21 protein-coding genes and 1 tRNA gene are annotated in these 21,799 nt (G+C 59.6%); 8 read left to right on the top strand and 14 right to left on the bottom strand.

Going from position 1 to position 21,799, the window contains the following annotated elements; all coding sequences use genetic code 11:
- Positions 1 to 54: 54 nt before the first annotated feature.
- Genes AABA48_RS04315 through AABA48_RS04285 form a run of 7 tightly spaced genes read right to left on the bottom strand, consistent with a single transcriptional unit; the run spans position 55 to position 7,470 of the window.
- Complete coding sequence (locus AABA48_RS04315; protein WP_286349909.1) at positions 55 to 933, bottom strand: ATP-binding protein; 879 nt, start codon at positions 931 to 933, stop codon at positions 55 to 57.
- 2 nt (positions 934 to 935) lie between these two features.
- Positions 936 to 1,730, bottom strand: a complete 795-nt coding sequence (locus AABA48_RS04310) for a M48 family metallopeptidase (protein ID WP_286349910.1) — start codon at positions 1,728 to 1,730, stop codon at positions 936 to 938.
- Between the two features lie 20 nt (positions 1,731 to 1,750).
- Positions 1,751 to 2,275: a hypothetical protein gene (locus AABA48_RS04305; RefSeq protein ID WP_286349911.1), complete on the bottom strand. Its 525-nt coding sequence runs from the start codon at positions 2,273 to 2,275 to the stop codon at positions 1,751 to 1,753.
- Between the two features lie 26 nt (positions 2,276 to 2,301).
- Positions 2,302 to 3,150, bottom strand: a complete 849-nt coding sequence (gene opp4C / locus AABA48_RS04300; RefSeq protein ID WP_039645266.1) for an oligopeptide ABC transporter permease — start codon at positions 3,148 to 3,150, stop codon at positions 2,302 to 2,304.
- A gap of 3 nt (positions 3,151 to 3,153) precedes the next feature.
- Positions 3,154 to 4,134, bottom strand: a complete 981-nt coding sequence (locus AABA48_RS04295) for an ABC transporter permease (RefSeq protein WP_286349912.1) — start codon at positions 4,132 to 4,134, stop codon at positions 3,154 to 3,156.
- 1 nt (position 4,135) lies between these two features.
- Positions 4,136 to 5,752, bottom strand: coding sequence for a peptide-binding protein (locus AABA48_RS04290; protein ID WP_286349913.1), 1,617 nt, complete (start codon positions 5,750 to 5,752; stop codon positions 4,136 to 4,138).
- A complete protein-coding gene (locus AABA48_RS04285) occupies positions 5,749 to 7,470 on the bottom strand; it encodes a tetratricopeptide repeat protein (protein ID WP_286349914.1) in 1,722 nt (573 codons plus the stop codon). Before AABA48_RS04285 ends, AABA48_RS04290 begins: the two co-directional genes overlap by 4 nt.
- Before the next feature lie 282 nt (positions 7,471 to 7,752).
- Here AABA48_RS04285 and AABA48_RS04280 point away from each other — a divergent pair, with 282 nt between their 5' ends.
- The 5 genes from AABA48_RS04280 (at position 7,753) to AABA48_RS04260 (ending at position 13,722) form a co-directional block, all read left to right on the top strand.
- Positions 7,753 to 9,336 carry a bifunctional aminoglycoside phosphotransferase/ATP-binding protein gene (locus AABA48_RS04280; protein WP_286349915.1) on the top strand — a complete coding sequence of 528 codons (1,584 nt, stop codon included), beginning with the start codon at positions 7,753 to 7,755 and terminating at the stop codon, positions 9,334 to 9,336.
- A complete protein-coding gene (locus AABA48_RS04275; protein WP_286349916.1) occupies positions 9,321 to 9,578 on the top strand; it encodes a hypothetical protein in 258 nt (85 codons plus the stop codon). Before AABA48_RS04280 ends, AABA48_RS04275 begins: the two co-directional genes overlap by 16 nt.
- Positions 9,575 to 12,823, top strand: a complete 3,249-nt coding sequence (locus AABA48_RS04270; RefSeq protein ID WP_286349917.1) for a sodium:solute symporter family transporter — start codon at positions 9,575 to 9,577, stop codon at positions 12,821 to 12,823. Before AABA48_RS04275 ends, AABA48_RS04270 begins: the two co-directional genes overlap by 4 nt.
- A gap of 102 nt (positions 12,824 to 12,925) precedes the next feature.
- A complete protein-coding gene (locus AABA48_RS04265; RefSeq protein WP_286349918.1) occupies positions 12,926 to 13,261 on the top strand; it encodes an STAS domain-containing protein in 336 nt (111 codons plus the stop codon).
- A gap of 11 nt (positions 13,262 to 13,272) precedes the next feature.
- On the top strand, positions 13,273 to 13,722 hold the full coding sequence (locus AABA48_RS04260) for an ATP-binding protein (protein WP_286349919.1): 450 nt from the start codon (positions 13,273 to 13,275) through the stop codon (positions 13,720 to 13,722).
- 8 nt (positions 13,723 to 13,730) lie between these two features.
- Here the strand turns inward: AABA48_RS04260 and lgt are convergent, their stop codons facing one another.
- From lgt to AABA48_RS04225, 7 genes are all read right to left on the bottom strand, one after another.
- Positions 13,731 to 14,513, bottom strand: a complete 783-nt coding sequence (gene lgt / locus AABA48_RS04255) for a prolipoprotein diacylglyceryl transferase (RefSeq protein WP_286349920.1) — start codon at positions 14,511 to 14,513, stop codon at positions 13,731 to 13,733.
- 648 nt (positions 14,514 to 15,161) lie between these two features.
- Positions 15,162 to 15,725: a DUF4124 domain-containing protein gene (locus tag AABA48_RS04250; protein WP_324312005.1), complete on the bottom strand. Its 564-nt coding sequence runs from the start codon at positions 15,723 to 15,725 to the stop codon at positions 15,162 to 15,164.
- Positions 15,726 to 15,749: 24 nt separating this feature from the next.
- Positions 15,750 to 16,094, bottom strand: a complete 345-nt coding sequence (locus tag AABA48_RS04245) for a histidine triad nucleotide-binding protein (RefSeq protein ID WP_010942071.1) — start codon at positions 16,092 to 16,094, stop codon at positions 15,750 to 15,752.
- Positions 16,072 to 18,246, bottom strand: a complete 2,175-nt coding sequence (locus AABA48_RS04240; RefSeq protein WP_286349922.1) for an ATP-binding protein — start codon at positions 18,244 to 18,246, stop codon at positions 16,072 to 16,074. Before AABA48_RS04240 ends, AABA48_RS04245 begins: the two co-directional genes overlap by 23 nt.
- The gene (locus AABA48_RS04235) at positions 18,246 to 19,376 is read right to left on the bottom strand and encodes a metallophosphoesterase family protein (protein ID WP_045668439.1); all 1,131 of its coding nucleotides are present in this window, start codon (positions 19,374 to 19,376) and stop codon (positions 18,246 to 18,248) included. The genes AABA48_RS04240 and AABA48_RS04235 overlap by 1 nt, the downstream gene beginning before the upstream one ends.
- A 13-nt stretch (positions 19,377 to 19,389) precedes the next feature.
- Complete coding sequence (locus AABA48_RS04230) at positions 19,390 to 20,181, bottom strand: TlyA family RNA methyltransferase (protein ID WP_286349923.1); 792 nt, start codon at positions 20,179 to 20,181, stop codon at positions 19,390 to 19,392.
- Between the two features lie 11 nt (positions 20,182 to 20,192).
- Positions 20,193 to 20,621, bottom strand: coding sequence for a helix-turn-helix transcriptional regulator (locus tag AABA48_RS04225; protein ID WP_286349924.1), 429 nt, complete (start codon positions 20,619 to 20,621; stop codon positions 20,193 to 20,195).
- A gap of 207 nt (positions 20,622 to 20,828) precedes the next feature.
- Between AABA48_RS04225 and AABA48_RS04220 the strand changes: the two genes are divergently transcribed.
- The 3 genes from AABA48_RS04220 (at position 20,829) to AABA48_RS04210 (ending at position 21,779) form a co-directional block, all read left to right on the top strand.
- The gene (locus AABA48_RS04220; RefSeq protein WP_286349925.1) at positions 20,829 to 21,179 is read left to right on the top strand and encodes a hypothetical protein; all 351 of its coding nucleotides are present in this window, start codon (positions 20,829 to 20,831) and stop codon (positions 21,177 to 21,179) included.
- A complete protein-coding gene (locus tag AABA48_RS04215) occupies positions 21,166 to 21,597 on the top strand; it encodes a response regulator (protein WP_286349926.1) in 432 nt (143 codons plus the stop codon). Before AABA48_RS04220 ends, AABA48_RS04215 begins: the two co-directional genes overlap by 14 nt.
- Before the next feature lie 95 nt (positions 21,598 to 21,692).
- Positions 21,693 to 21,779 (top strand) — tRNA-Leu (locus AABA48_RS04210).
- The last annotated feature ends 20 nt before the right edge of the window (positions 21,780 to 21,799 follow it).

Below are 21,799 nucleotides of genomic sequence, written 5' to 3'. Positions count from 1 at the left end.
ATCATTGCTTCGCACTACTGTTGTACCCATGGACCTTTGCTCCGCATGTAGCCATCAACGATCGTTGAGCCTGACACCGAGCCGCCCGGCAAGATCATCGATAAACTGACGGGCAGAGCGTCCCGACCGGCTTCCACGGTACATGGCCCACAGATGCGCTTCTTTCCGGAGCGCCTCCCGCTCCATGGGAAGAGCGAATTTTTCCGCATATCGCTCAACGATGGACAGATATACGTCCTGGCTGAACGGATAGAACCCCAGCGCCATGCCGAACCGGTCGGCCAAGGAGAGCTTTTCGGACACGGCCTCTTCGGGGTGGATCTCGCTGCTGAGATTATCCTCCATCCGCTCGGGAAGCAGGTGGCGACGGTTAGAGGTGGCATAGAACAGGATATTCGTCGGCTTTGCCTCGATGCTGCCTTCAAGAAGAGCCTTGAGCTCCCGGTATCCTCCCTCCCCTTCGCCGAACGAGAGATCGTCACAGAAAAGGATGAAGCGCCGCGGCACCGATCTCAGGGCGGCAATGAGAGTCGGCAGGCTCATCAGATCGTCCCGCTGGACCTCCACGAGCCGCAGTCCACGGTCCGCAAACAGCCGGAGCATTCCCTTGACGCAGGTCGATTTGCCGGTGCCCCGCTCCCCCCACAGCAAGACGTTGTTGGCGGGGTAGCCGTCCATGAACTGGGCGGTATTCCGGATCAAGTCCTCGCGGACCAGATCAATGCCAACCAGATCGGCAGGATCGGGAAGATGGGGATGCGCCACCGGCTCGAACGTGCCTTGTTCACCCGACCGGCGCCAGCGGAAGGCAATGGCTCCGTCGAAAAAGGCCGGATCCCGGGGAAGAACCGGATCATGGCGGTCAATGATCCGTTCAAACCGTTCGAGCAGACGTTCAAGTCTGACGGCGAGATTACTCCAATCGGTGTCCATGGTTACTTGAGCCGCCCCTTTATGTTCTTGAATTCCGTCTCGTCCGTCAGATAGCGCTGGGGAGGAAGCTTGGCGATCTCGGCCTGCACCCGTTGAATCCGCTCCGACGTAAGGGGATGGGTCGAAAAGAACCGGGCCACGTTGCTCTGGGTACCGCCGTCCATCGCGTTCAGCTTCTGGAAAAAGCTCGTCAGGCCGTTGGGGTTATATCCGGCCTTGTACATGGTCTCCACGCCGAGAAAATCTGCCTGGTTTTCGTATTCCCGGCTGTATGACATCATGCCTGCCTTCCCGAAGAGTTGGCCGGCCAGCTGCGCCAGCATGTTGGGGTTGTCCCCCAGGACAAGTGAAAGGACCAGAGAATAGCCATACTCCTGAGTCATCTGCCTGGTGCCGTGACGGGCGACCGCATGATTGATCTCGTGGGCCAGGACGCCGGCCAGCTCCGTTTCGTTGTCAGCCGCCTTCAGCAGGCCTGTGTGCACATACACACGTCCGCCGGGGATGGCGAACGCATTGACGCTGTCATCCTTCACCACCTTGAAGATGTAGTCGAATTCCACCGCCCGGGCACCGGACAGCAACCGCCTGCCCACCTTGTCCACGTAGCGCTGGACCTCCGGGTCGTTCACGGGTTGCTGCTGCTTTTCGATCTCCACGGCAAACTTGTTGCCCAATTCCTTCTCCTGCTCGATGGAAATCATGTTGAAACCCTTGATGTCGGTCATGCTCGTGGCACAACCGGCAAGGATACCCAGCACCGCCAGCGGTCCAAGCAACCATTTCGCCAACTTCATAGCTATCCTCCTTGATCCGTTCACCACTGTTTCAACGAGCACTCCCGCTCCCAGGCGAGATAGCCGTCCCCTTCGATGGCCCAGAATGCCTTGATCCGCTCTTCATAATAAGGAAGATCAGAGCACTCTCGGTCTATTTCCTCAAAAAACGCCCCATCCAGCAAGTCCCGCTCCAGCAGGAACCGGTAGAAAGCCCGCACGCCTGCCAGGTGGATCGCCAGTTCCTCGACGGAGGGTTCCACCGTATGAACGATGTACCAGTTGCCCCCGAACCGACGGACGATGCCCGGCTGATCGTCGAAGAGACTGCGATGCATGAAGCCCACGACGAAATCGCGAACGAAATGGTCGGCCCCGCTGGCGAGCAGCGTGGCTTCCCGGGGATCGACTCCCTGTTCGAGCAGGGAAAAGTAGAACCGCGAGAGAAGCTTGCGGCAGAGGTTGTCGGCACGGATCTCGTCCTCCACCGAAGCGATGACGAAATCGGCCTTATCAATGACGAGCTCGCCTTCGAGCTCGGCGGCCGGTGAATAGGATGTTGTCATGCAACCACCTTTGCTTGTTAAAAAGATCAGACCCGCGGATCAAGGGCGTCCCTGATTCCCTCGCCCAACAAATTGTAGGCCAGAACGGTCACCAGGATGGCTCCGCCGGGAAACAGCGAAAGCCACCAGGCGAACTCGATGTAGTCCTTGCCGGAGGTGAGGATGTTGCCCCAGCTCGGCGTGGGGGGCTGGACCCCGATGCCGAGAAAGGACAGAGCCGATTCGGTGAGAATTGCGCCGGCCACGCCAAGGGTGGCGGACACCAGGACCGGCGATACGGCGTTCGGCAGGATATGGCGGAACAGTATCCGCACATCCGATGCGCCGAGGGCACGGGCCGCCAGCACGAAGTCCCTCTCCCGCAGCGACAGCACCTCGGCCCGCACGAGCCGGGCCACCCCCATCCAGCCCGTGAGGCCGATGATGGCCATAATGTACCAGATGGACGGCTCCAGAAAGGCGATCACCGCGAGGATGAGAAAAAACGTGGGAAAGCAGAGCATGATGTCCACGAACCGCATGGTGACCGTATCGACAAGCCCGCCGTAGAAACCGGAAACCAGACCGAGCACCGTGCCGATGATCACGGCAATGCCTACTGATACGAATCCCACCTTGAGCGAGATCCTGGCCCCGTAGATGACACGGGTAAAGACGTCCCGCCCCAGTTCGTCGGTGCCGAACCAGTGTTCGGCCGACGGGGGGAGCAGGACGCGGTAGGCGTCGATGGCGTCCGGGTCCCAGGGGGTGATGTAGGGAGCCAGGAACGAGATTGCAAAGAGCACCACCACAACCATGCCACCGGCCAGGGCGAAACGGTTGCGCCGGAAACGTTTCCAGAAGACCGTATGGAACCAGCTGTCGCGGAAGGCCATCCCCTACCCCCTTCCGTGCCGGATGCGCGGATCGGCCATGGCATAGCAGACATCGGCCAGCAGATTGCCGATGAGCGTGAGGAATGCCCCGATGACGAGAATCCCCATGACGAGCGGATAGTCGCGGGCCATGACCCCTTGATAGAAGAGCTGTCCCATGCCCGGGATGGCGAAAATCGTCTCGAAGATGACACTCCCTCCGATGAGCCCAGGCAGGGAAAAACCCAGAAGCGTGATGACGGGCAGCAGTGCGTTGCGCAGGGCGTGGCGGTAAATGACCACGCGCTCGGACAACCCCTTGGCCCGGGCCGTGGTGATGTAGTCCTGGCGGATCACCTCCAGCATGTTCGAGCGCATGTAGCGTGACAGCCCCGCCAGACTACCGAAAGTTGCCACGAACACGGGCAACACCAGGTGCTTTACCATATCCGCGAACCATGCCAGGGGCGAGAGATTTTCGCTCCCCAGGGAGTGGAGCCCCGAAATGGGAAGCCATCCCAGCTTGACCCCGAACAAGTACATCAGCAGCAGCGCCAGCCAGAAGGTCGGCACGGCGAACCCGAGAAAGACGAAGAGGGTTATGCCCTTGTCATAGATGGTGTCCCGGTGGGTGGCGGCAAAGATGCCGATGGGGATGGCAAGGCCGAATTCCAGGATCAGGGCGATGATGTTCAGGGAGAGGGTCACCGGGATCCTCTCGGCGATCTTGTCGGTCACCGGCCGGTTGTCCGGGGCGAAGGAGCGGCCGAAGTCGAGCCTCACGATGCGGCCGACCCAGGAAACGTACTGCTCATGGAGCGGCTTGTCGAGTCCGTAGAACTCCCGGAGCCGCTCGCGGGTCTCGGCGGTGATCTTGGGGCTCATGGCGGTCATGGCCTCCACCGGCTCCCCGGGGGCGAGCCGGATCACCACGAAGGTGATGAGGGTGATCCCGAACAGCAGCGGGATCATGGCCAGGAGTCGCTTGAAGATATAGGCGGCCATGTCAGTGCACCTGCTCTTCATTCGGCACGTACCAGCGGATGAAGTTGTACATGATGCCGGCCGGCGCGGGTTCGATCCCCCGGAACCGGGCGCTCACCGCGGGCAGGGCATCGGGGACGTACAGAAAGGTGTAGGGCTGCTCCTCGGCCAGAATCTCCTGGATGCGCCAGTAGCAACGCCTGCGCTTCTCCTGGTCGAAAGTGCGGCGGCCCTCCTCGATCAGGCGGTCCACCTCATCGTTTTTGAAGCCGACGAAATTCAGTTCCTTGGGACCGGTCTTGCTCGAATGCCAGACATCGAAAAGATCGGGGTCCTGTGGGATCGTCCACCCCATGATGAGGGCATCGAAATTCCGCTTGTCGATGAAATTGGTCAGGAGCGACGCCCATTCCAGCACCCGGATCTTCACGTCGATCCCGACCTTGCGCAGCCGGCGCTGGATGATCTGGGCGGTCTTGAGCCTCTGGTCATTGCCCTGGTTCGTCAGAATGGTGAAGCTCAACGGCTTGCCGTCCTTCATCAGGATGCCGTCGGGGCCGGTTGCGCGCCACCCCGCTTCGGCAAGCAGTTGTCTGGCCCGGACCGGGTCGTAGCCCGGATCGCGAACCGTGGGGTTGTAGGCCCAGGTCCCCGGCTTGAAGGGTCCCACTGCCACTTGACCGAGTCCCAGGAGTACACCGTGAATGATCTCGTCCTTGCTGAGGGCATGGGCAATGGCCTGGCGCACGCGACGATCGGCAAAAAGGGGATTTTTCAGATTGTACCCCAGGTAGGTGTAGGCTGAGGCCGGATAGCGGTACTTGGCGAAGCGGGAGCTAAACTCGGGGGTATCCGTCTGCCGGGCGTACTGGACCGGCGAGAGTCCCATCAGGTCCACACCGCCTGCCTTGAGTTCCAGGTACATGGTGGAATTGTCGGGAATGATCCGGTAGATGTAACGGTCGATGTACGGGCGACCCTCGTAGTAGTCGTGATAGGATTCGAGGACGATCTTCTGACCGGCGACCCATTCCTTGAACCGGTAGGGCCCGGTTCCGACGGGACGACGGGAGAGTTCACTCTTGGTGATGTCCTTCCCTTCCAGCAGGTGAGCCGGGAGAATTCCCATCCCCCAGGAGGCCAACGCAGGGGCGAACGGCTTGGCATAGGTGACGCGGAAGGTGTAGGGATCGGGTGCCTCGGCGGTCTCGACCTGTTTAAAGTCCTCGGCATACGCTGTGGGGGTCTTAGGATCGACAGTCACCCGGTAGGTATAGAGCACGTCACGGGAGGTGAACTCCTTACCGTCGTGCCACGTTACCCCCTTGCGGAGCCGGAAGGTGATAGTGAGCCCGTCGGGGGAAACCTGCCACGACTCTGCCAGGTCTCCCTCAAGATTCAGGTTCTTGTCATAGCGGACAAGGCCATTGAAGACATTTCCAGCCACCTCATGGGATGCCGAGTCGGACGCCAGCAAGGGAAGCAGGTTCGACGGTTCGCCAATGGTGCCCACCACGATGGCGTCACCGTAAGCGGGCGTGCCCTGTCCGCGCACGGCAGGGGCCTTCGCGCGGTCTCCACCGCTGCACGAAACGACAAGCAGCAGGGCAAGAAGGCAGCCGATCCATCGGAACGTCATTTTTCCGAGCTCTCCCCCCTCACCTTGCGCTTCTTCTCGATGATATCCTTGCGGCCGGGCTCTGCTTCCAGGATCTTCCGGTAGAGATCAAGGGCCTTGCGGTGCTCACGCCGGGCCGCATAGGCGTCAGCCAGATGTTCCATGATGGTGAAGTCGTCGTCGACGAGCTTTGCGGCCCGTTCAAGGAGCGGTATCGCCTCATCGTAGCGTTTCAGCTTGAAATAGACCCAGCCGAGACTGTCGAGGATGAACCCATCGTTGGGACGGAGTTCAACCGCCTTTCTGAGATATTGCAATGCCTCGTCCAATTTTATACCGAGTTCCGCATAGGTATACCCCAGATAGTTCAGCGCCTGGGCATCATCCGGCGCGATGGTCAGCACCTTCTTCATCCGGGCGATGGACTCGTCCTTGTTCCCCATCTTGTCGTAAAGGGTGCCCATGCGGAAGTGCAGGCGCGGGTCGCCCCCGAACTCCTCTTCCACCGCCTTCAGCACCGCCAGGCCCTCGGTGTAGTGGTCGAGGGACTCGTATAGCCCTGCCAGATAGAGGTGAAGCTCCAGATGGCTCGGGTATGTGGCAATGGCATCCTTCAGGACCGCTATCCCCTTTTCGGGATTCCCCATATCCTTGTGGATGAACGCCATGTGCCCGACTGCCTCGAAATAGTTAAAGGAGCCGGGGGGTATCCGGCCGAACTCCTCCAGCGCCCGACTGTATTCTTCCTTTTCTTCATAGGCGGTCGCCAGGTAGAAGCGGATTTGCAGGGCATTTGGCTCACGCTCCAGAATGTCCCGGAATTCGGCGATTGCCTCGTCGTACCGCTCGCTCTCCAGGTAGATGAGACCAATCTTGCGAGACGTCTCCAACCCGCCGATCCCCTTTTCCTTGAGTCCCTTGAGGAGGGGAAGCGCCTCATCGTACTCCTGCTGCTGCAGGTAAATCTGAACCAGGTGCTGCAGGACGTTCAGATTGTAAGGATTGACATCCAGCAGGTTCTTGTAGGTGGCAATGGCATCATCGTGGAGCCCCATTCCCTCCTGGACGATCCCCAGTTCGATGATGGCCTGCTCAAAGTCCGGCTTCAGCTCAATGGCCTTTTTGTAATAGTTGGCGGCCTCCTTCTGGAGCTTCATCTGGTCGTAGGCCTTGCCCAGGTAATAGTAACCGAGGGACGATTCGGGCTTGACCTTGACGAGGGACTTGAGCGTATTTACCGCCTTCTCGTACTCGAACAGCTTCAGGTAGGATACGGCCAGATGGACGTAGGCCTCTTCCCGCGACGGATCGAGCTCGATGGCCTTTTCCAGATGGGGAACCGCATCTCTGTCGCGCTTGAGACTGGCCAGAATGGCACCGGCCAGCAGTCGGGCCTGGCGGTACGACGGGTCGAGCCTGATGGCATTCTCACACGCCTTGAGGGCGTCTTCCGCTCGCCCCGTCTTCATGTAGATCTCAGCAACCGAGGTATGGAGATATGCTGAAGTCGGGTCTGCTTCGATGGCGCCGTTGAGCAGCGTCAGAGCTCCGTCAACGTCTCCCTCCAGCAGTTGCAGCCGCGCTCTGGCGAAAATATACAGGGCGCGCGATCCGGCGATGTCAACAGTCGGCTTGAAACTCACCTCATTGGCGGGCAGCGCTCCTACCGCTCCACTGGTAGCGCAGCCGGAAACAACAAGAAAAAGGGTCAAGAGCGCTGCAACGGTTGTCGTATTCATGGAGACACCTGCCGTGACGGTCGATCGCGGGCACGCGACGATGGACGGGGGCAGCCGAAGCCCCACTCGCCACACAATGGATTCCGTTGTCGTGGAATGATCCTGAAGTCGTGATCCGCACCGTCCTAAAGACAGTCGACACCGGAGGAAACATGCCTGCAACCTTGGAAGAAAGCTAGCACATTAACCCCACACCGTCAAATGTTTCTCTGGGCTCCGGAACCTTGCACCGACCGGGGTTTGTGGTACTGTTGACATAACTTTTCTTCCCATGGAAGCTGTATGGAACAACACCACGTTCGGTCACTGCTGAAGCCTTCCGCCTACCCGGATCCGACCGGTTCCGTGGAGTTGGTCCAGACCCACGTCTCGTACATCTTTCTCACCGACAACTTCGCCTACAAGGTAAAAAAGCCCGTAGACTTCGGCTTCCTCAACTTTTCAACCCCGGACCGGCGCCGTTTCTACTGCGAAGAGGAGGTTCGCCTCAACCGCAGGCTCTGTCCCGACATCTATCTCGGCGTGGCAGAGGTGCGTGATACTCCGGGTGGAGCCGCGTTCGTCGGCAAAGGACAGGTCATCGATCACGCGGTCAAAATGAAGCGGCTGCCGGCGGACCGCATGCTCGACCGGCTGCTTTCAGCCGGGCTGGCCGGAGAGCCGGAGGTCCGGGCCGTGGCGCGCGTTGTCGGCGCCTTTCACCTGGAGGCGGAACGCAGCCCTGAAATTGATTCGTTCGGCGACCTCGTCACTATCAATGCCAACTGGGTGGAAAACTTCCAGCAGACTCGCCCCTACTGCGGCATCACTCTGAGCGCGGGGGATCACGACTTCATCAGGGGATGGGTCGAACGGTTCATGGCGGAGCGGGTCGACCTCTTTGCCGCGCGGGTCGGGGACGGCCGCATCCGCGACGGCAACGGCGATATTCACATGGAAAATATCTGCCTCGGCGCCGACGGCGGCGTCTGCATTTTCGACTGCATCGAATTCAACAATCGGTTCCGCTACGGCGACACTGCGGCAGACATCGCCTTTCTGCTCATGGACTTCGACTTCGTCCTCCGGCCTGACCTGGGCGCCGCTTTCTTGGACGAGTACATACGGATCACCAACGATGCGAGCGTCGTCGAAATGATCGACTTCTACAAGGTGTATCGGGCCTTTGTCCGGGGTAAAGTGGAGAGCATGCGGCTCTCAGATCCGCAGATACCGGAGAACGAAAAGCAGGCAGCCGCGGTACGGGCATCCCGCTACTTTCGCCTGGCACGGGGCTATGCGGTGAGGCAAGGACTTCCGCCAACCCTTTTCATTACCTGCGGACTGAGCGGTACGGGGAAAAGCCGTCTGTCACGGGAGCTCTCCCTGGACCTGGGGCTGGAAATCGCCTCCTCCGATGTGGTAAGAAAGGAGCTTGCTGGACTACGCTCCACGGAGCGGCCGGAGGAAGGTTACGGCGCAGGGATTTACACGGACCGGTTCTCGCTGCTGACATACGAGGAACTGGAGCGCCGGGCGCGGGCAGCCCTTGGGGGCGGCCGCAGCATCGTTGTGGATGCCACCTTCCGCCGGCGCGCCGACCGGGAGCGGTTCGGGGCCCTGGCACGGGACGCCGGGACGCCGTTCGTCATCCTGCATGCGGTCTGCCCCGAGCCGACAATCCGCAGCCGGCTCAATGCGCGGCAGAAAGACCGGAGCGAGCCCTCGGACGGGACCTGGGAGGTCTACCTCCGGCAAAAAGGCGAATTCGACCCCCCCTCGGCCATGGAGGGGACCCTTATGTGCATCGACACGTCGGACACCGAGTCAGCGATGGTTGACAAGGTGCTCCACGGACTGGAGCTGCTCCCATGTGGAAAAAGCTGAACGGCGCCATCCTCAAGCGGTTGCGACTCAGGGAATCATGGGTGATCTTCTTTGTGCTGGGGATCATCATGATGAATTACCCCTTCACCCAGATATTCAACAAACCGTTGCGGATCTTCGACATTCCGCAACTTTACCTCTATTTCCAGGCCGGGTGGGTGGTTTCCATCTTCGTCATCTACCTCTTCACCAAGGCCATTGATCTTCCCGATGACGACCACGACGAAGGAGATCACCGTTGATCCTCAGCATCGAACTGGTGGTCGGCATATCGCTGCTCTACATTGTCTTCCTCTTCATGGTTGCGTACTACGCCGACAAGAAAAAGGAAGAGGGCCGGAGTGTTATTGCCAACCCTCTGGTCTACACCCTTTCCATTGCCGTCTATCACACGTCCTGGACGTTCTACGGCAGCGTCGGCAAGGCCGCGACTACCGGAATCGACTTCCTGCTCGTCTACCTGGGGCCCACGCTGGTCGCTTTTTCCTGGTGGTTTTTCCTGCGCAAGATCGTGCGAATCTGCAAGGAAAACAACATCACGTCCATCGCCGACTTCATCAGCTCCCGCTATGGTAAATCCCAGTGGCTCGGCGCTGTGGTTACGGTCATCGCCATCGTGGGGATCATGCCCTACATAGCACTCCAGCTCAAGGCGGTCTCAACCACCTTCGACATCATCTGCGGCTACCCTTACGTCCAACTCCCGCTTCTGCACACCAACTACCCGGTTTCGCTCCACACCAACTTCTTTGCCGCGGTGATCCTGAGCGTCTTCAGCGTCATCTTCGGAGCCCGCAAGCTGGTTTCCACCGAACGCCACGAAGGGCTGGTCGCCGCAATTGCCGTGGAGTCCATTGTCAAACTCGTGGCCTTCATGGCTGTGGGCATCTACGTTACCTATGGAATCTTCGACGGTTTCGGTGACATCTTCGCTCGCATCGATGCCCAGGGCCACCTGCTGGACAATCTGACCACCATTGGGGGCTCCTCCACAACCTCCCACGCCCGCTGGTTCACGACGCTCTACCTTTCCATGGGTGCCATCATGCTTCTCCCCCGCCAGTTCCACGTAATGGTCATCGAGAACTCGGACGAGGAGCATATCAAGAAGGCCATGTGGCTCTTCCCCGCCTACATGTTCCTGATAAACCTCTTTGTGATGCCCATCGCGCTGGGGGGGATACTCCAGACCGGAGGAGTCCTGGGCGCCGACTTCTTCGTACTCACCCTCCCCCTCCAGACAGGCCACTCCTGGCTGGCCCTTCTGGCCTTCCTGGGAGGTTTTTCGGCGACCGCAGGCATGATCATCGTGGAGTCGGTCGCCATTTCCACCATGTTCCTCAACCACCTCCTGATGCCCATCGTGGTGAAACTCAAGCCTCGCCCCTGGTTTCCCACCATGCTCATCAACCTGAAGCGACTCTGCATCTTTGTCGTGGTTTTTCTCGGCTATATCTATCAGACCGTGGTTGGCGAAACGTTCATGCTCGTGAACATGGGGCTGATCTCCTTCGCTGCCGCGGCACAGTTCGGCCCCGCTCTCCTGGGGGGACTCTACTGGCGCAGGGGGAACAAATCCGGCGCCCTGACCGGCATCGTCCTCGGCTTCATTTTCTGGTTCTATACCCTTCTCCTGCCGTCCATCATCATATCCGGATGGCTTCCCCGCGCAATCCTCGACCAGGGACCCTTCGGCATAGCCCTGCTCAAGCCGACGGAGCTCTTCGGCCTCACAGGGTTCGACATCTGGACCCACTCCCTCTTCTGGAGCCTCCTTTTCAACGTCGGGGGATACCTGACCCTGTCCATCGTCCTTCGCCAGAAGGACCGGGAAAAAGAGCAGGTGCGGAAGTTCGTCGACGTATTCACGGCACGGAAAAACGGCGTCCCCTGGGAAACCAAGCGGATGTCGAAGCCCGTGACCATCATGCAGTTCGTCAATCTCATGTCAAAGTTCATCGGCGACCAGCAGGCCCACGCGGCAATCACCGAGTACGTGGGCTCGCGCGAGATCGACGCCCAGGGGGGGGTTTCGGAGTTCGAGCTGCCCAAGCTGAAGCGGTTTACGGAAAAGACCCTCGCCGGCTCCGTGGGGGCAGCCGCAGCTGGCGCCATCGTGGAGAGCTACCTGTCTGATCTCGGTTCGCGCATGGAACCGGTCTACGACATATTCAGCACCGTTCAGGCATCGCTGGCCGAAAGCCGCGAAGCGCTCTACGTGCGGCTCCGGGCCTCCGAGCTCATGAACCGGACCCTTGACCTGCAGATCATCATGGACGATCTCCTCAACCTGCTTTTGAAGGAATTCAAGCTCGATCTGGCGATCATTCGACTGGTTGACGAACAGGGAGTGCTGCGGGTCCGCAGCTACAGCGGCAAGGGGATTGCCGGCATCGCCGGGAAAGACTGGGAACCAGAGATCGAAACCTACATCGGGGAGGCGTTCCTGAGCAACCGGCTCCAGTTCGTGAACGACACCCAGTACATGACCAAGCCGCTCACCAGGGAACTGATGCAGAAAGAAGGGATCAAGTCCTTTGCCCATATTCCCATTTCCCGCAAAGGTGAACCTCCCTTCGGAATCCTGTCCGTCTTCTCCAGAACCATCGTCGGCCTGTTCAACGAGCCCTTCCTGAACCTTCTGGAGAGCCTTGCCGGCCAGTTGGCCCAGGCGGTAAAAATCGTCACGGAAATGGAGGCCAAGGAACGCGAGCGGGAAGAGAAGGAGCGGATTCTTCTGGAGAATGCGCGCGTGGTCAAGGAGATGGAAATCGCCAAGCAGATCCAGCTCTCGCTGCTCCCCTCGGCCCCGCCGACTCTCCCCGGCATGGCCGTGGCGGGCCGGTGCAAGCCGGCCACCCACGTTGGAGGAGACTATTACGACTATTTCCAGCATGGCGAGTCCGGGGCGGACATGGTCATTGCCGACGTCTCCGGTCACAGCGTCGGCGCAGCCCTCATCATGGCTGAAACCCGCAGCGTCCTGCGCGCTCAGACGCGCTCCGACCGCAGCGTCGGCGAAATCCTCGAAACCCTCAACGAGCTTCTTCATGACGATCTCTCCGGCGCGGAACTCTTCATCACCATGTTCTACATCCGCTATGACACCCGTCGTCGCCTGCTTTCATACGCGAATGCCGGGCACAACCCCCCGCTGATTTTTCGCAACGGTCAGACCGCATGCATGGAGCTCGACGCCGAGGGGCTCATCCTGGGAGTGAAGCGCAGGGTTGATTTCGAAGAGAAGCAGATTGAGCTCCAGCCCGGCGATGTGGTGCTTCTCTACACCGACGGCATTACGGAGTCCCGGAATCCTGACGGAGAATTTTTCGGCACATCGAGACTCTGTACGCTTCTGTCGGTTAACTGTGACAAGAGGTCCGATGAGATTATCGACGTCATCCTCGCCGAGGTTGAATCGTTCAGCGGTGGTACCGTCATCGACGACGACATCTCCATGGTTGTCCTCAAGATCCTGGAAGGGTGAATTTCATGAAAATGCAAGCAGGGGATGACTAATTGGTGTAAGATACTTCAGAAGATAACCATGCAGGTCATTCAGAATGACTCATATAGTAAGGAGCGGACCATGAATCTGAAAATCGAGACAAAAAACGACATTCTCATCATATTCGTGCGCGAAGAACGGCTCGACGCCCATAACTCCGGCGACCTCAAGACAAAGATGCAGGAACTTTTCACGTCGGGAACGAAAAACATCCTCGTGGACCTGACCGAAGTACGGTTCATCGACAGCTCGGGGTTGGGGGCACTGGTATCCGGCTTCAAGAACGCAATCTCCCACCAGGGGAGCCTGAAACTTGCCAGTCTCCAACCCCAGGTCAAATCCATGTTCGAGTTGACCCGGCTCCACCGGGTATTTGAAATATTCGGCTCTACGGCGGAAGCGGTGGAAAACTTCTAGGAGTGAGCGGGATGGACAAAAACGAGATCGAGGTCGACATCAAGGTACCGAACCAGACGCGCTACCTGAGCCTCATCGGAAAGATCGGCGAGGACATCGCCAAGGAGTTGGACCGCTACGACGGCGATCGGGAAACGCTGGCATACCATATCAACCTCGTCCTCACCGAGGCCATGGTCAATGCCATCAAACACGCGAATGCCGGCGATCCCGACAAGATGGTCCACATCTACATCAACATATCGGACCAGGATCTGATGATCCGGGTTTACGATTCAGGGCAGGGTTTCGACATCAACACGATCCCCGCTCCCGACTTCGACATCCTGGAGGATCGGGGCCGGGGCATCTTCATCATCAAGTCGCTCATGGACACGGTTCGCTACACCAAGATTGCCGACGGTAACGTGCTCGAGATGACGAAATGCCTGCGTACTTCGTTCCCCCCCCTGCCAAAATGACTTCCGGCCTATGGTGCGACCTTTCTACGTGAAACCAGGACTGCCATGACCAGGCCCAGAAGAAACATGGGAAAACTGAGCAACTGTCCCATGGAAAAGGGTCCGGCAAGAAGCCCCAGCTGGGCGTCGGGCTCCCGGAAAAACTCAACCAGGAACCGGAACAGGCCATAGAACGAAATGAAGGTCCAGAATACCACGCCGGCCGGACGTTCCCGCCTCCCCACAGCCATCAGGATCAGAAAGAGTACCGGCCCCTCCAGCACCGCTTCGTAAAGCTGCGATGGATGGCGGGGTACTCCGCCGCCACCGGGGAAAATGATTCCCCACGGCACGTCGGTCACTCTGCCGTAAAGCTCACCGTTGATGAAATTGCCAAGCCTGCCGAGTCCCAGCCCCACGGGAGCTGCCGGTGCACAGATGTCGGCCAGCAGCGGAAACCCGATTTTCTTTTGCCGTGCCACGTACGCACCTGCCAGGATCACGCCCAGGAGCCCGCCGTGAAACGACATGCCTCCCTCCCACACAGCGAACAGTTTGAGTGGATGGGAGAGGTAGTAGGACAGGTTATAAAAGAGAATGTAACCCAAGCGGCCACCGAGGATCACACCGATCGCCAGCGAGAAGATCACATCCGCCACGTCGTCCTGGGTCAGGGCGAGACCGCGCCGAGCGGCAGCACGCCTGACAATAAAGTAGGCAGCGATGAACCCAAGGATGTACATCAGACCATACCAGCGGAACTCCAGATGCCCGAGACGAAAAAAGACCGGGTCTATATGCGGGAACTGCATGTCGCTCCTCGTTGTATTCGAAGTTCACCTAACCTATCAAACGGGGGGAGCACTGTCAATTGACGCTGCCCCGGCAGCGGCCTGCCTTCACGGCAAACAACTCTCATATCACATCGATATACTTGAACAAAAATTTATCATCCTTCAGCTTGACAGCCAAAAGGAGGCGTTTACAATTCTTATAAAAGATCTTTGAAAATTGCTCTGGGAAGCAGGTACTGACCGGTTGAGGGACCTGACGGATAAGCAAACCATTACGTATCCGGGTTCAGGCGCGTTGAGCACGGCTGAAGCACGTAGCAAGCCTTAAGCGCCTTCCTGGAGGAATCTGTAGCCAAGGTCAGAGGGTCCAGCGGTTTACGGCTTTCCCGGAGCAAGAAACTAATTGGCGTTCAGGGAATGGCGCCTTGCGTGTATCTCTCATCCGTCAGGCGCGTCGCAACCGCCACAAAAAGGGGAAGCACGAGCTGCAGTCCGCAACGAACGGTCGCCAAAGAGCGTTCATCGCAGCGTAGCTACGGCTTTCACCGACGGATATGGGAAAGCATCCCCGCTGAACGTCAATTACAGTGAAAAGCCCGGAGGCAGTATCTCCGGGCTTTTCTAGTATGAACTAACTGTCACCACACGGGACTGGGTGCGGGTTGCCTATTTGCGCAACTCCAACGGGACCCCGGCCTTGGCGGCGTTTTCTTTCAGGGTCGCGAGTTTTCCCCTGAGTCCGGCCAGCTTTTCCTCGATCCGCTTCACTTCGGTCTGAGTTCCCAGGTATTCGCCGCGGCTCATTTTGGCGGGATTGGCCAGTTTTGCCTTCCGGTCGGCGAGCTCATTCTCATAGAGGTGAATATCGTTCCTGAGCCTGCCGAATTCAGCCTTCCAGGCATCCTCCGACTTACCGCCGTAAACCGGCTTTTTCTCCTTCTCGGGCTGCTGTACCTGGTTCTGCTGCGGCTCGGACGTCCCCCGCGACGGAGTACCCTGCCCTTCCGCCGGCGCCTTCAGTTGTGCGCCCTCCTCCACCGATTCGGTAAACTCGGGCGCCACGGAACCGGGATCGGAGATGACCGTCATCTTCTTGCGGAACTTTTTGGGGACCTTGCCTGGATCCTCAGTGAAATTCACGGTTCCCCGCTCATCTATCCATCGGTAGGTCTCACCCAAGGCCGGCTGGACCAGAACAGCGACAAGGAGCAGCACCATTATGCTTTTCATCAATTGTCCCCCTCTCGTGGAACGCTATCCCGGCGGCCATCCCAGGTGGCGGCCGGCCAGAAGATGAAAGTGAATGTGGAAGACCGACTGCCCGGCGTCGGCATTGGAATTCTGAACAATCCTGAAGCCCCGCTCGTCGACGCCACGCTGGCGGGCGATTTCCGCGGCAACACGGAACACGCGGCCCACGAGCCGGTCATCCTCCGGGGTAAGGTCAAGGGCATTGACCACGTGCTTTTTCGGTATCAGGAGAAGGTGATGGGGGGCCACGGGATTGATATCTTCAATGGCGACCATATCCTCATCTTCATATACTTTTTTCGCGGGGATCGTCCCGTCGACAATCTTACAGAAGATGCAGCTGTCCATCCTGCTGTCCTTTCGTGTCGATCTTGACCCGGTGCCAGAGATCCGCCCCCCGTGCCTTCAGGTAGCGTTCATCGTGGACCAGGAGGATTACCTGGTGATCGGAGGCTGCGACGTTAAGCGCCGCCAGAGCCGCGGCCCTGCGCTCTTCGTCGAAATGTACCAAAGGGTCGTCGAGAAGAAAAGGCAATTTTCGGCTACGGGAAAGGATTCCGCCAAGAGCGAGCCGAGTGGCGAGATAGGCCTGATCCTGGGCGCCGCAGCTCAGGGCGCCCACCGGGCGAGGAGTCCCTTCGACGCCGATGGACAGCGCAAAACCGTCATCCAGAATCGCCTCGCGGTATCTGCCGGCAGTGAGATTGTACAGCTTTCCGTTGATCTCGCTGCCGAGGCGCGACAGATAAGTGGCCCGATACTCGTCAAGGGTCTCGCGCAGGAGGTCGACCGCGAGCCGTAGCGCCTCCACCCGACGCACAAGGCGGGTTTCGCGGGACTTCAGTTCCTCGCCCTCTTCCGCAATGGCCTCCAGGTCAAGGCTCCCCCGGCGCACAACCGCCAATTCCTGCTCCTTGGCGAGGCAGAGTCTTTCTTTTTCGGCCACCTCGCTCTCCAGCCGCCGCATCTTCTCCTCGGCCTCAGCGTACTCACGGGGGGACATGACCGGGAAGCCCCGCCCGATAAGAGTCTCCATGCCTTCACGGGTCACGGCCAGTTCCCGGGCCAGCTCAACCTCCTGGCTCCTTATGCTCTCCAGTGGCGGAAGGACCCCAAGGGCACTCTCGATCCGGGCCAATTCCCCCCTCACCTCCGCGGCGCGGTCAATTTCGCGCAGAATATCGCTGACCCGCAGAGGATCGAATGTTCCCAGCCGCTTTTCCAGCTCAGCCTCGGTCCGGTCGAGCTCTTCCCGGAGCCTGACCGCATCGGCGGAGAGACCGTCGATGCGCCCCTGAATGCGGGCCATCTCGGCTGATCGAGCCTGACCGGCGCGCACGGTTCGCACAAGAAGGAACACCGTGATGACGAGGGCGCCCCCGGCAAGGGGCAACCATGCCTGGGGCAGCAAAAACCACGCCCCCGTAGCGCCCGCCCAAAGCAGGAGAGCCAGGATCAGCATCGGCACCTGCAGGACGGAGCCGGCGTGCGTCCGGTCGGCGCTCAGGCCCGCCAGCTCCCTCTCAAGCGCCGTCAACCGCTCCGAGCCGTCTACCCACGCTTCCAGGGTCCTGGCAAACCCGTCGGGAAGTCCTGCCGCCTCGCCTAGGGATGCAAGCCGCTCTTCAACCGATTGTCTCTTTGCCGTGAGCGCCTCAACCTTTTCCCGTTCAGCCCGGATGCGGTCATAATCCTTGCGAAGCGCCTCTTCCCGGGCGGCAGCCTCGTGATATCTGCTCACCCGCTCCAGATAACGCTTTCCCTTTTCCAGATCCTCTCGTCCCGTTGCCACGGCGGTCCGCAACTCGGCCAACGTCCCATCCAGGGCTGCAAGCTCCGACACGGCACGGCTCGCCTCGCGCCATTGCTCGGCCAGGACTGCCATACGCGCACGAACCTCTTCCAGCTCCCGGTCTCGCGAACGACCGCCGGGGCGCTTGGTCAACTCGAACAGTTCCTTCTCCAGGCTCTCCACCACCGCATCGTAATCGAGTTCGGCAAATCCCGACAGGAGCTGCTTGATGCGGGTGGTCAGCCCCGCATCGCCCTCGATCCGCAGGTCGCGCTGCCCAACGTAGACTGAATTGCGGAAAATGTCCCCTTCCGCAAATCCCCACACGTCTTCAATCTTCGCCAGGTATTCCTCGCGCTCGCTGCTTCTGCCCAGGGGGGAAACCTTGCCTTCGAAACGCCAGAGGGTCCTCTCCCCGTCGCGCTCTATCGCTTGAACGCGGTCGGAGAGAAAGTCGCGGGCAATGGTCATTTCACGGCCGTTGTAAGTGAAACTCACCCGAGCCTCACACCGTTCGCCGCCTGTCCAGGGCACGAAACGATCGCGCTCCTTGCGAAAACCGAAGATGGTTCCGGAAATTGCCGACACAAGCGTCGACTTGCCCGCCTCGTTGCGGCCGTAGACCAGGTTCATGCCCGGCCTGAAGGTGAACGACGCCCCCCTGAACCGGCCGAATGCGGGGAGTTCGACCCGACTGATCCAGAGCATCAATTCCCCCCTCCACGACTGAACCGCCCCATGACGAGCCTGAGGGCGTCGCGGCACAGTTCGCGTTCGGCGTCGGAACCTGCTGCGTCGTATCGTTCATGGATCTTGCGGATGAAAAGGCCCCGGATCGAGTCCTCCCGCTCCATCCGCTTCACATGACCGCTATTGTAAAGATCGGTTTCGTCCACCAGCTCGAGCCAGGCGAAGTTCCCTTTGACCCGCCCGGACAGATTGGCCGTGTCCAGGGGTTCTTCCACGGTCCCGCACAGCCTGATGCGCCCGACGGTATCGGAAGTGCCAAGACGTGCCAGTTCCGCTTCAAGGGCCGCCGGCTCGGCAAAGAGCGAGGCGTCGACGTTGAACTCCCGGATGATCCGCGTCTGCACCTCGACCCGTTCAACCGAGGCATTGCCCGGCGCCACCTCCACGATCAAGGCGTAACGCGGACCGTTCTCGCCGAACTTTTTCCCCTCCGGCGAGCCGGGATAACAGGCAATGACGCGCCCCCCCTCTTCCAGGCAGGCGGCGTCATGGTAGTGGCCGAGCGCGATGTAGTCCAGGTCGAGCGCGACCAGATCGGCCACGGAAAAGGGAATGTCCTTCTTGCGCATCTCCCACTCGGGATTTCCCTTGAGGGAGCCGTGCAGAAGTCCCACATGGATGCCGTCGCCGGAGCGGCGACGCATGGATTCGAGGGCTTCCCGCGAACGGTCCGAGCGATAGGCAAAACCGTAGAAAAACACTGCCTCGCCACGAATGTCCAGCCGCAACGGCTCATCCACCGCCGGTTCGCGTAGAATATGAACGCCGGTAAACTGGTAGCGGCTGTAGACACTCTCCGCCGAGATGATGTTGTCGTGGGTGCCGGGGATCAGGACGACCTGCACCCCACGCCCCGCCAGCCGGGAAAAGGCATCCTGCACGCGCCCCACCGTTTCGGCGCCAACCGATGTGGAGTCGAACAGGTCACCTGCTATCAGGACGCAGTCCACCTCTCGCTTGATGGCAAGATTTACGATCCGGTCGAAGGTCTTCAGGAAGTCGCGACGGCGCTCACGGGCAAGGTCGCCGAACGTGCGCAGGGGCGAGTCGAGATGCAGGTCGGCGGTATGGAGGAATCGGATGGGCATGGCTGATGTCGGATTACCGGTTATGGGGCGGGGTCTCCCCAACCGCCTTTTTCAGGTGGATCAGAAACTCACGATTTCCCTTGGGCCCGAGAATGGGAGACTCGGTAACGCCGAGAACCATCAGGCCCAATCCTTCTGCAAGGGCCACGACGTCGGCAATCACCCGGCGGTGCTTCTCCTCGTCGCGCACCACGCCGCCCTTGCCGACCTCTCCCCGTCCCACCTCGAACTGGGGTTTGATGAGGGCGACAATGACACCCTCTTCCCCGATAAGGCGCAGGGTGGAGGGCAGGACCTTGTCGAGTGAAATGAAGGACGCATCGATCACTGCCAAGCCGGGTGTCTCCGGCAGAGCGCCGGGTTCCAGATAGCGGATGTTCGTCTTTTCCAGATTCACCACGCGCGAGTCCTGGCGCAGCTTCCAGGCCAGTTGACCGTACCCCACGTCAACGGCATAGACCTTCCGGGCACCGCGCTGGAGCAGGCAGTCGGTGAAGCCGCCGGTGGAAGCACCCACGTCAATGGCGGTCATGTCCGCGACATCGATACCGAACTCCTCCAATGCCCTCGCGAGCTTAAGGCCACCCCGGCTCACAAAAGGAATGTCCTCCCCCTTGAGCCGGATTTCGGCTTCCACCGGAACCTGGAGCCCGGCCTTATCCGCCAGGTGATCGTTCACCACCACCTGACCGGCCATGATGAGCGCACGGGCTCGTTCCCGCGACTGGACAAGCCCCCGGTCGACCAGAAGCTTGTCGAGGCGCTCCCTGCATTTTACGGTGTTCAACGTTGATGAGGCTGTCATGGGCTGAAATTCTACGGCTTGCTGTACGAGGGGCCGTCCTCGGCGGCCAGCGGAAGAGAACCCGCCGGCGTTTGATATGCTTTTTTCCGTTCCGCCCTCCGATGCCGGTTGAGCAGACGGACAATTTCAACCACAAGGGGCAGGTCGTCCGGATGGAGCACGCGCAGTTCCTTCTCCAGCTCCCCCGCCTTACCGGCCTGGACCACCCGAAGCCGCGCAGCCTCGGCGGCCGTCTCACCCCCGAAGAAGACGCTCACGGGCACGCCGAGCGCCTCGCTTATGCCGATCAGAATCTTCAACGACGGCAGCTGCTCGCCTCGCTCTATCTTACCGATGTAGGTATAGTCGAGGCCACCACTCACCATCGCCGCCAGATCCTTCTGGGTCAGCCCACGCTCACTTCTAAGCCTTTTCAGCGCATGTCCTATAGCACAGTTCAACGGCAGCTCCACCGGCTCGACCAGGCACCGGAACCCACGGAGAATTGCGACCAGGCGCGGGTTTATGCACACCCGGACGCACGTTTGATATACCCCCTTTCACCCCTGTGTGTCAATGCGATTAACAATATGACTGCCAGTCATATTTATCGTTGACATTAATGATTATTTATCTCATCATCACTCATACGCCGGATCGGAGGTACCATGAAAAAACGTTTCCTGCTCAAAACCCTTTACGAGACCGGCACTAACGCCCTCCTGTCCGGAGATGAACTCAGACTGTACGTGCTGCTTCTGGCGGCGGCCGACAACAACGGACGGGGAGTCATCCCCTGCAGGGTCTTAACGGAAGCGCTGGGCCCGCTCACCCCACCCGGACGGCTGACGTTCATGTGCAGAAGGCTCGAAGAACTGGGACTGATCCAACTGCACGGATCCCCGATAACTGCGGTCATCATCGGCTATCGCTTGAAAGAACCGGTCCCCGTGATCCCTTGCCCCACCATGGAGCCGGCCCCTTCTACCGGCAATGGAGACCCCCATGGAACAAAATGAACAAACGACAACTCGCTGCCATATTCTTGCACGCGAGATGACTCGAATACTTGTCGTGGACGATGACCGCGATATCCTCTTTTTCGTTAAGCTCATTCTCGAAAACGAGGGCATCAACGTCCTGTGCGCGGAAAATGGTTCCCAGGCGCTGGAACTGCTTGAGGAGAATGCGTTCGCTGCCATGATCACCGATCAGAACATGCCGCTCATGGACGGATTCGAGCTGGCGCGCCGGGCCCGCCGCCTCAGGCCGGACATAGTGGTGTTCATGGGCACGGGCCACATCTATCCCGGCATCCAGGCCAAGGCACAGTCGGTCGGCATCCGGCAGATCTTCGGCAAACCGTTCAACTTCCCTCATCTCTTTGCCGCTCTGAACGAAATATTGCCCGGAGGAAATTTAGACTCAACAGGCTAACCGGGTGAACTGCGGATGCGCATGGGCGGCGAAGCGTCACACACAAAAAAATGCTTGCAAACCTGGATGGGGGGTGCTATAAGTTCAAGCCCAACGCCGAAGTGGTGGAATTGGTAGACACGCAAGATTCAGGATCTTGTGCGGGCAACCGTGTGCTGGTTCGAGTCCAGTCTTCGGCACCATAAAAAACACAAAGGGTCAG

This window comes from Geobacter sp. 60473, from assembly GCF_036323535.1.
GTDB lineage: Bacteria > Desulfobacterota > Desulfuromonadia > Geobacterales > Geobacteraceae > Geobacter > Geobacter sulfurreducens.
This window is presented reverse-complemented; position numbering and strand designations above follow the sequence as displayed.

Coding starts and splice junctions, on each gene's coding strand:
- AABA48_RS04315 (WP_286349909.1), bottom strand. CDS start 933: ATGGACACCGATTGGAGTAATCTCGCCGTCAGACTTGAACGTCTGCTC.
- AABA48_RS04310 (WP_286349910.1), bottom strand. CDS start 1,730: ATGAAGTTGGCGAAATGGTTGCTTGGACCGCTGGCGGTGCTGGGTATC.
- AABA48_RS04305 (WP_286349911.1), bottom strand. CDS start 2,275: ATGACAACATCCTATTCACCGGCCGCCGAGCTCGAAGGCGAGCTCGTC.
- opp4C (WP_039645266.1), bottom strand. CDS start 3,150: ATGGCCTTCCGCGACAGCTGGTTCCATACGGTCTTCTGGAAACGTTTC.
- AABA48_RS04295 (WP_286349912.1), bottom strand. CDS start 4,134: ATGGCCGCCTATATCTTCAAGCGACTCCTGGCCATGATCCCGCTGCTG.
- AABA48_RS04290 (WP_286349913.1), bottom strand. CDS start 5,752: ATGACGTTCCGATGGATCGGCTGCCTTCTTGCCCTGCTGCTTGTCGTT.
- AABA48_RS04285 (WP_286349914.1), bottom strand. CDS start 7,470: ATGAATACGACAACCGTTGCAGCGCTCTTGACCCTTTTTCTTGTTGTT.
- AABA48_RS04280 (WP_286349915.1), top strand. CDS start 7,753: ATGGAACAACACCACGTTCGGTCACTGCTGAAGCCTTCCGCCTACCCG.
- AABA48_RS04275 (WP_286349916.1), top strand. CDS start 9,321: ATGTGGAAAAAGCTGAACGGCGCCATCCTCAAGCGGTTGCGACTCAGG.
- AABA48_RS04265 (WP_286349918.1), top strand. CDS start 12,926: ATGAATCTGAAAATCGAGACAAAAAACGACATTCTCATCATATTCGTG.
- AABA48_RS04260 (WP_286349919.1), top strand. CDS start 13,273: ATGGACAAAAACGAGATCGAGGTCGACATCAAGGTACCGAACCAGACG.
- lgt (WP_286349920.1), bottom strand. CDS start 14,513: ATGCAGTTCCCGCATATAGACCCGGTCTTTTTTCGTCTCGGGCATCTG.
- AABA48_RS04250 (WP_324312005.1), bottom strand. CDS start 15,725: ATGAAAAGCATAATGGTGCTGCTCCTTGTCGCTGTTCTGGTCCAGCCG.
- AABA48_RS04245 (WP_010942071.1), bottom strand. CDS start 16,094: ATGGACAGCTGCATCTTCTGTAAGATTGTCGACGGGACGATCCCCGCG.
- AABA48_RS04240 (WP_286349922.1), bottom strand. CDS start 18,246: ATGCTCTGGATCAGTCGGGTCGAACTCCCCGCATTCGGCCGGTTCAGG.
- AABA48_RS04235 (WP_045668439.1), bottom strand. CDS start 19,376: ATGCCCATCCGATTCCTCCATACCGCCGACCTGCATCTCGACTCGCCC.
- AABA48_RS04230 (WP_286349923.1), bottom strand. CDS start 20,181: ATGACAGCCTCATCAACGTTGAACACCGTAAAATGCAGGGAGCGCCTC.
- AABA48_RS04220 (WP_286349925.1), top strand. CDS start 20,829: ATGAAAAAACGTTTCCTGCTCAAAACCCTTTACGAGACCGGCACTAAC.
- AABA48_RS04215 (WP_286349926.1), top strand. CDS start 21,166: ATGGAACAAAATGAACAAACGACAACTCGCTGCCATATTCTTGCACGC.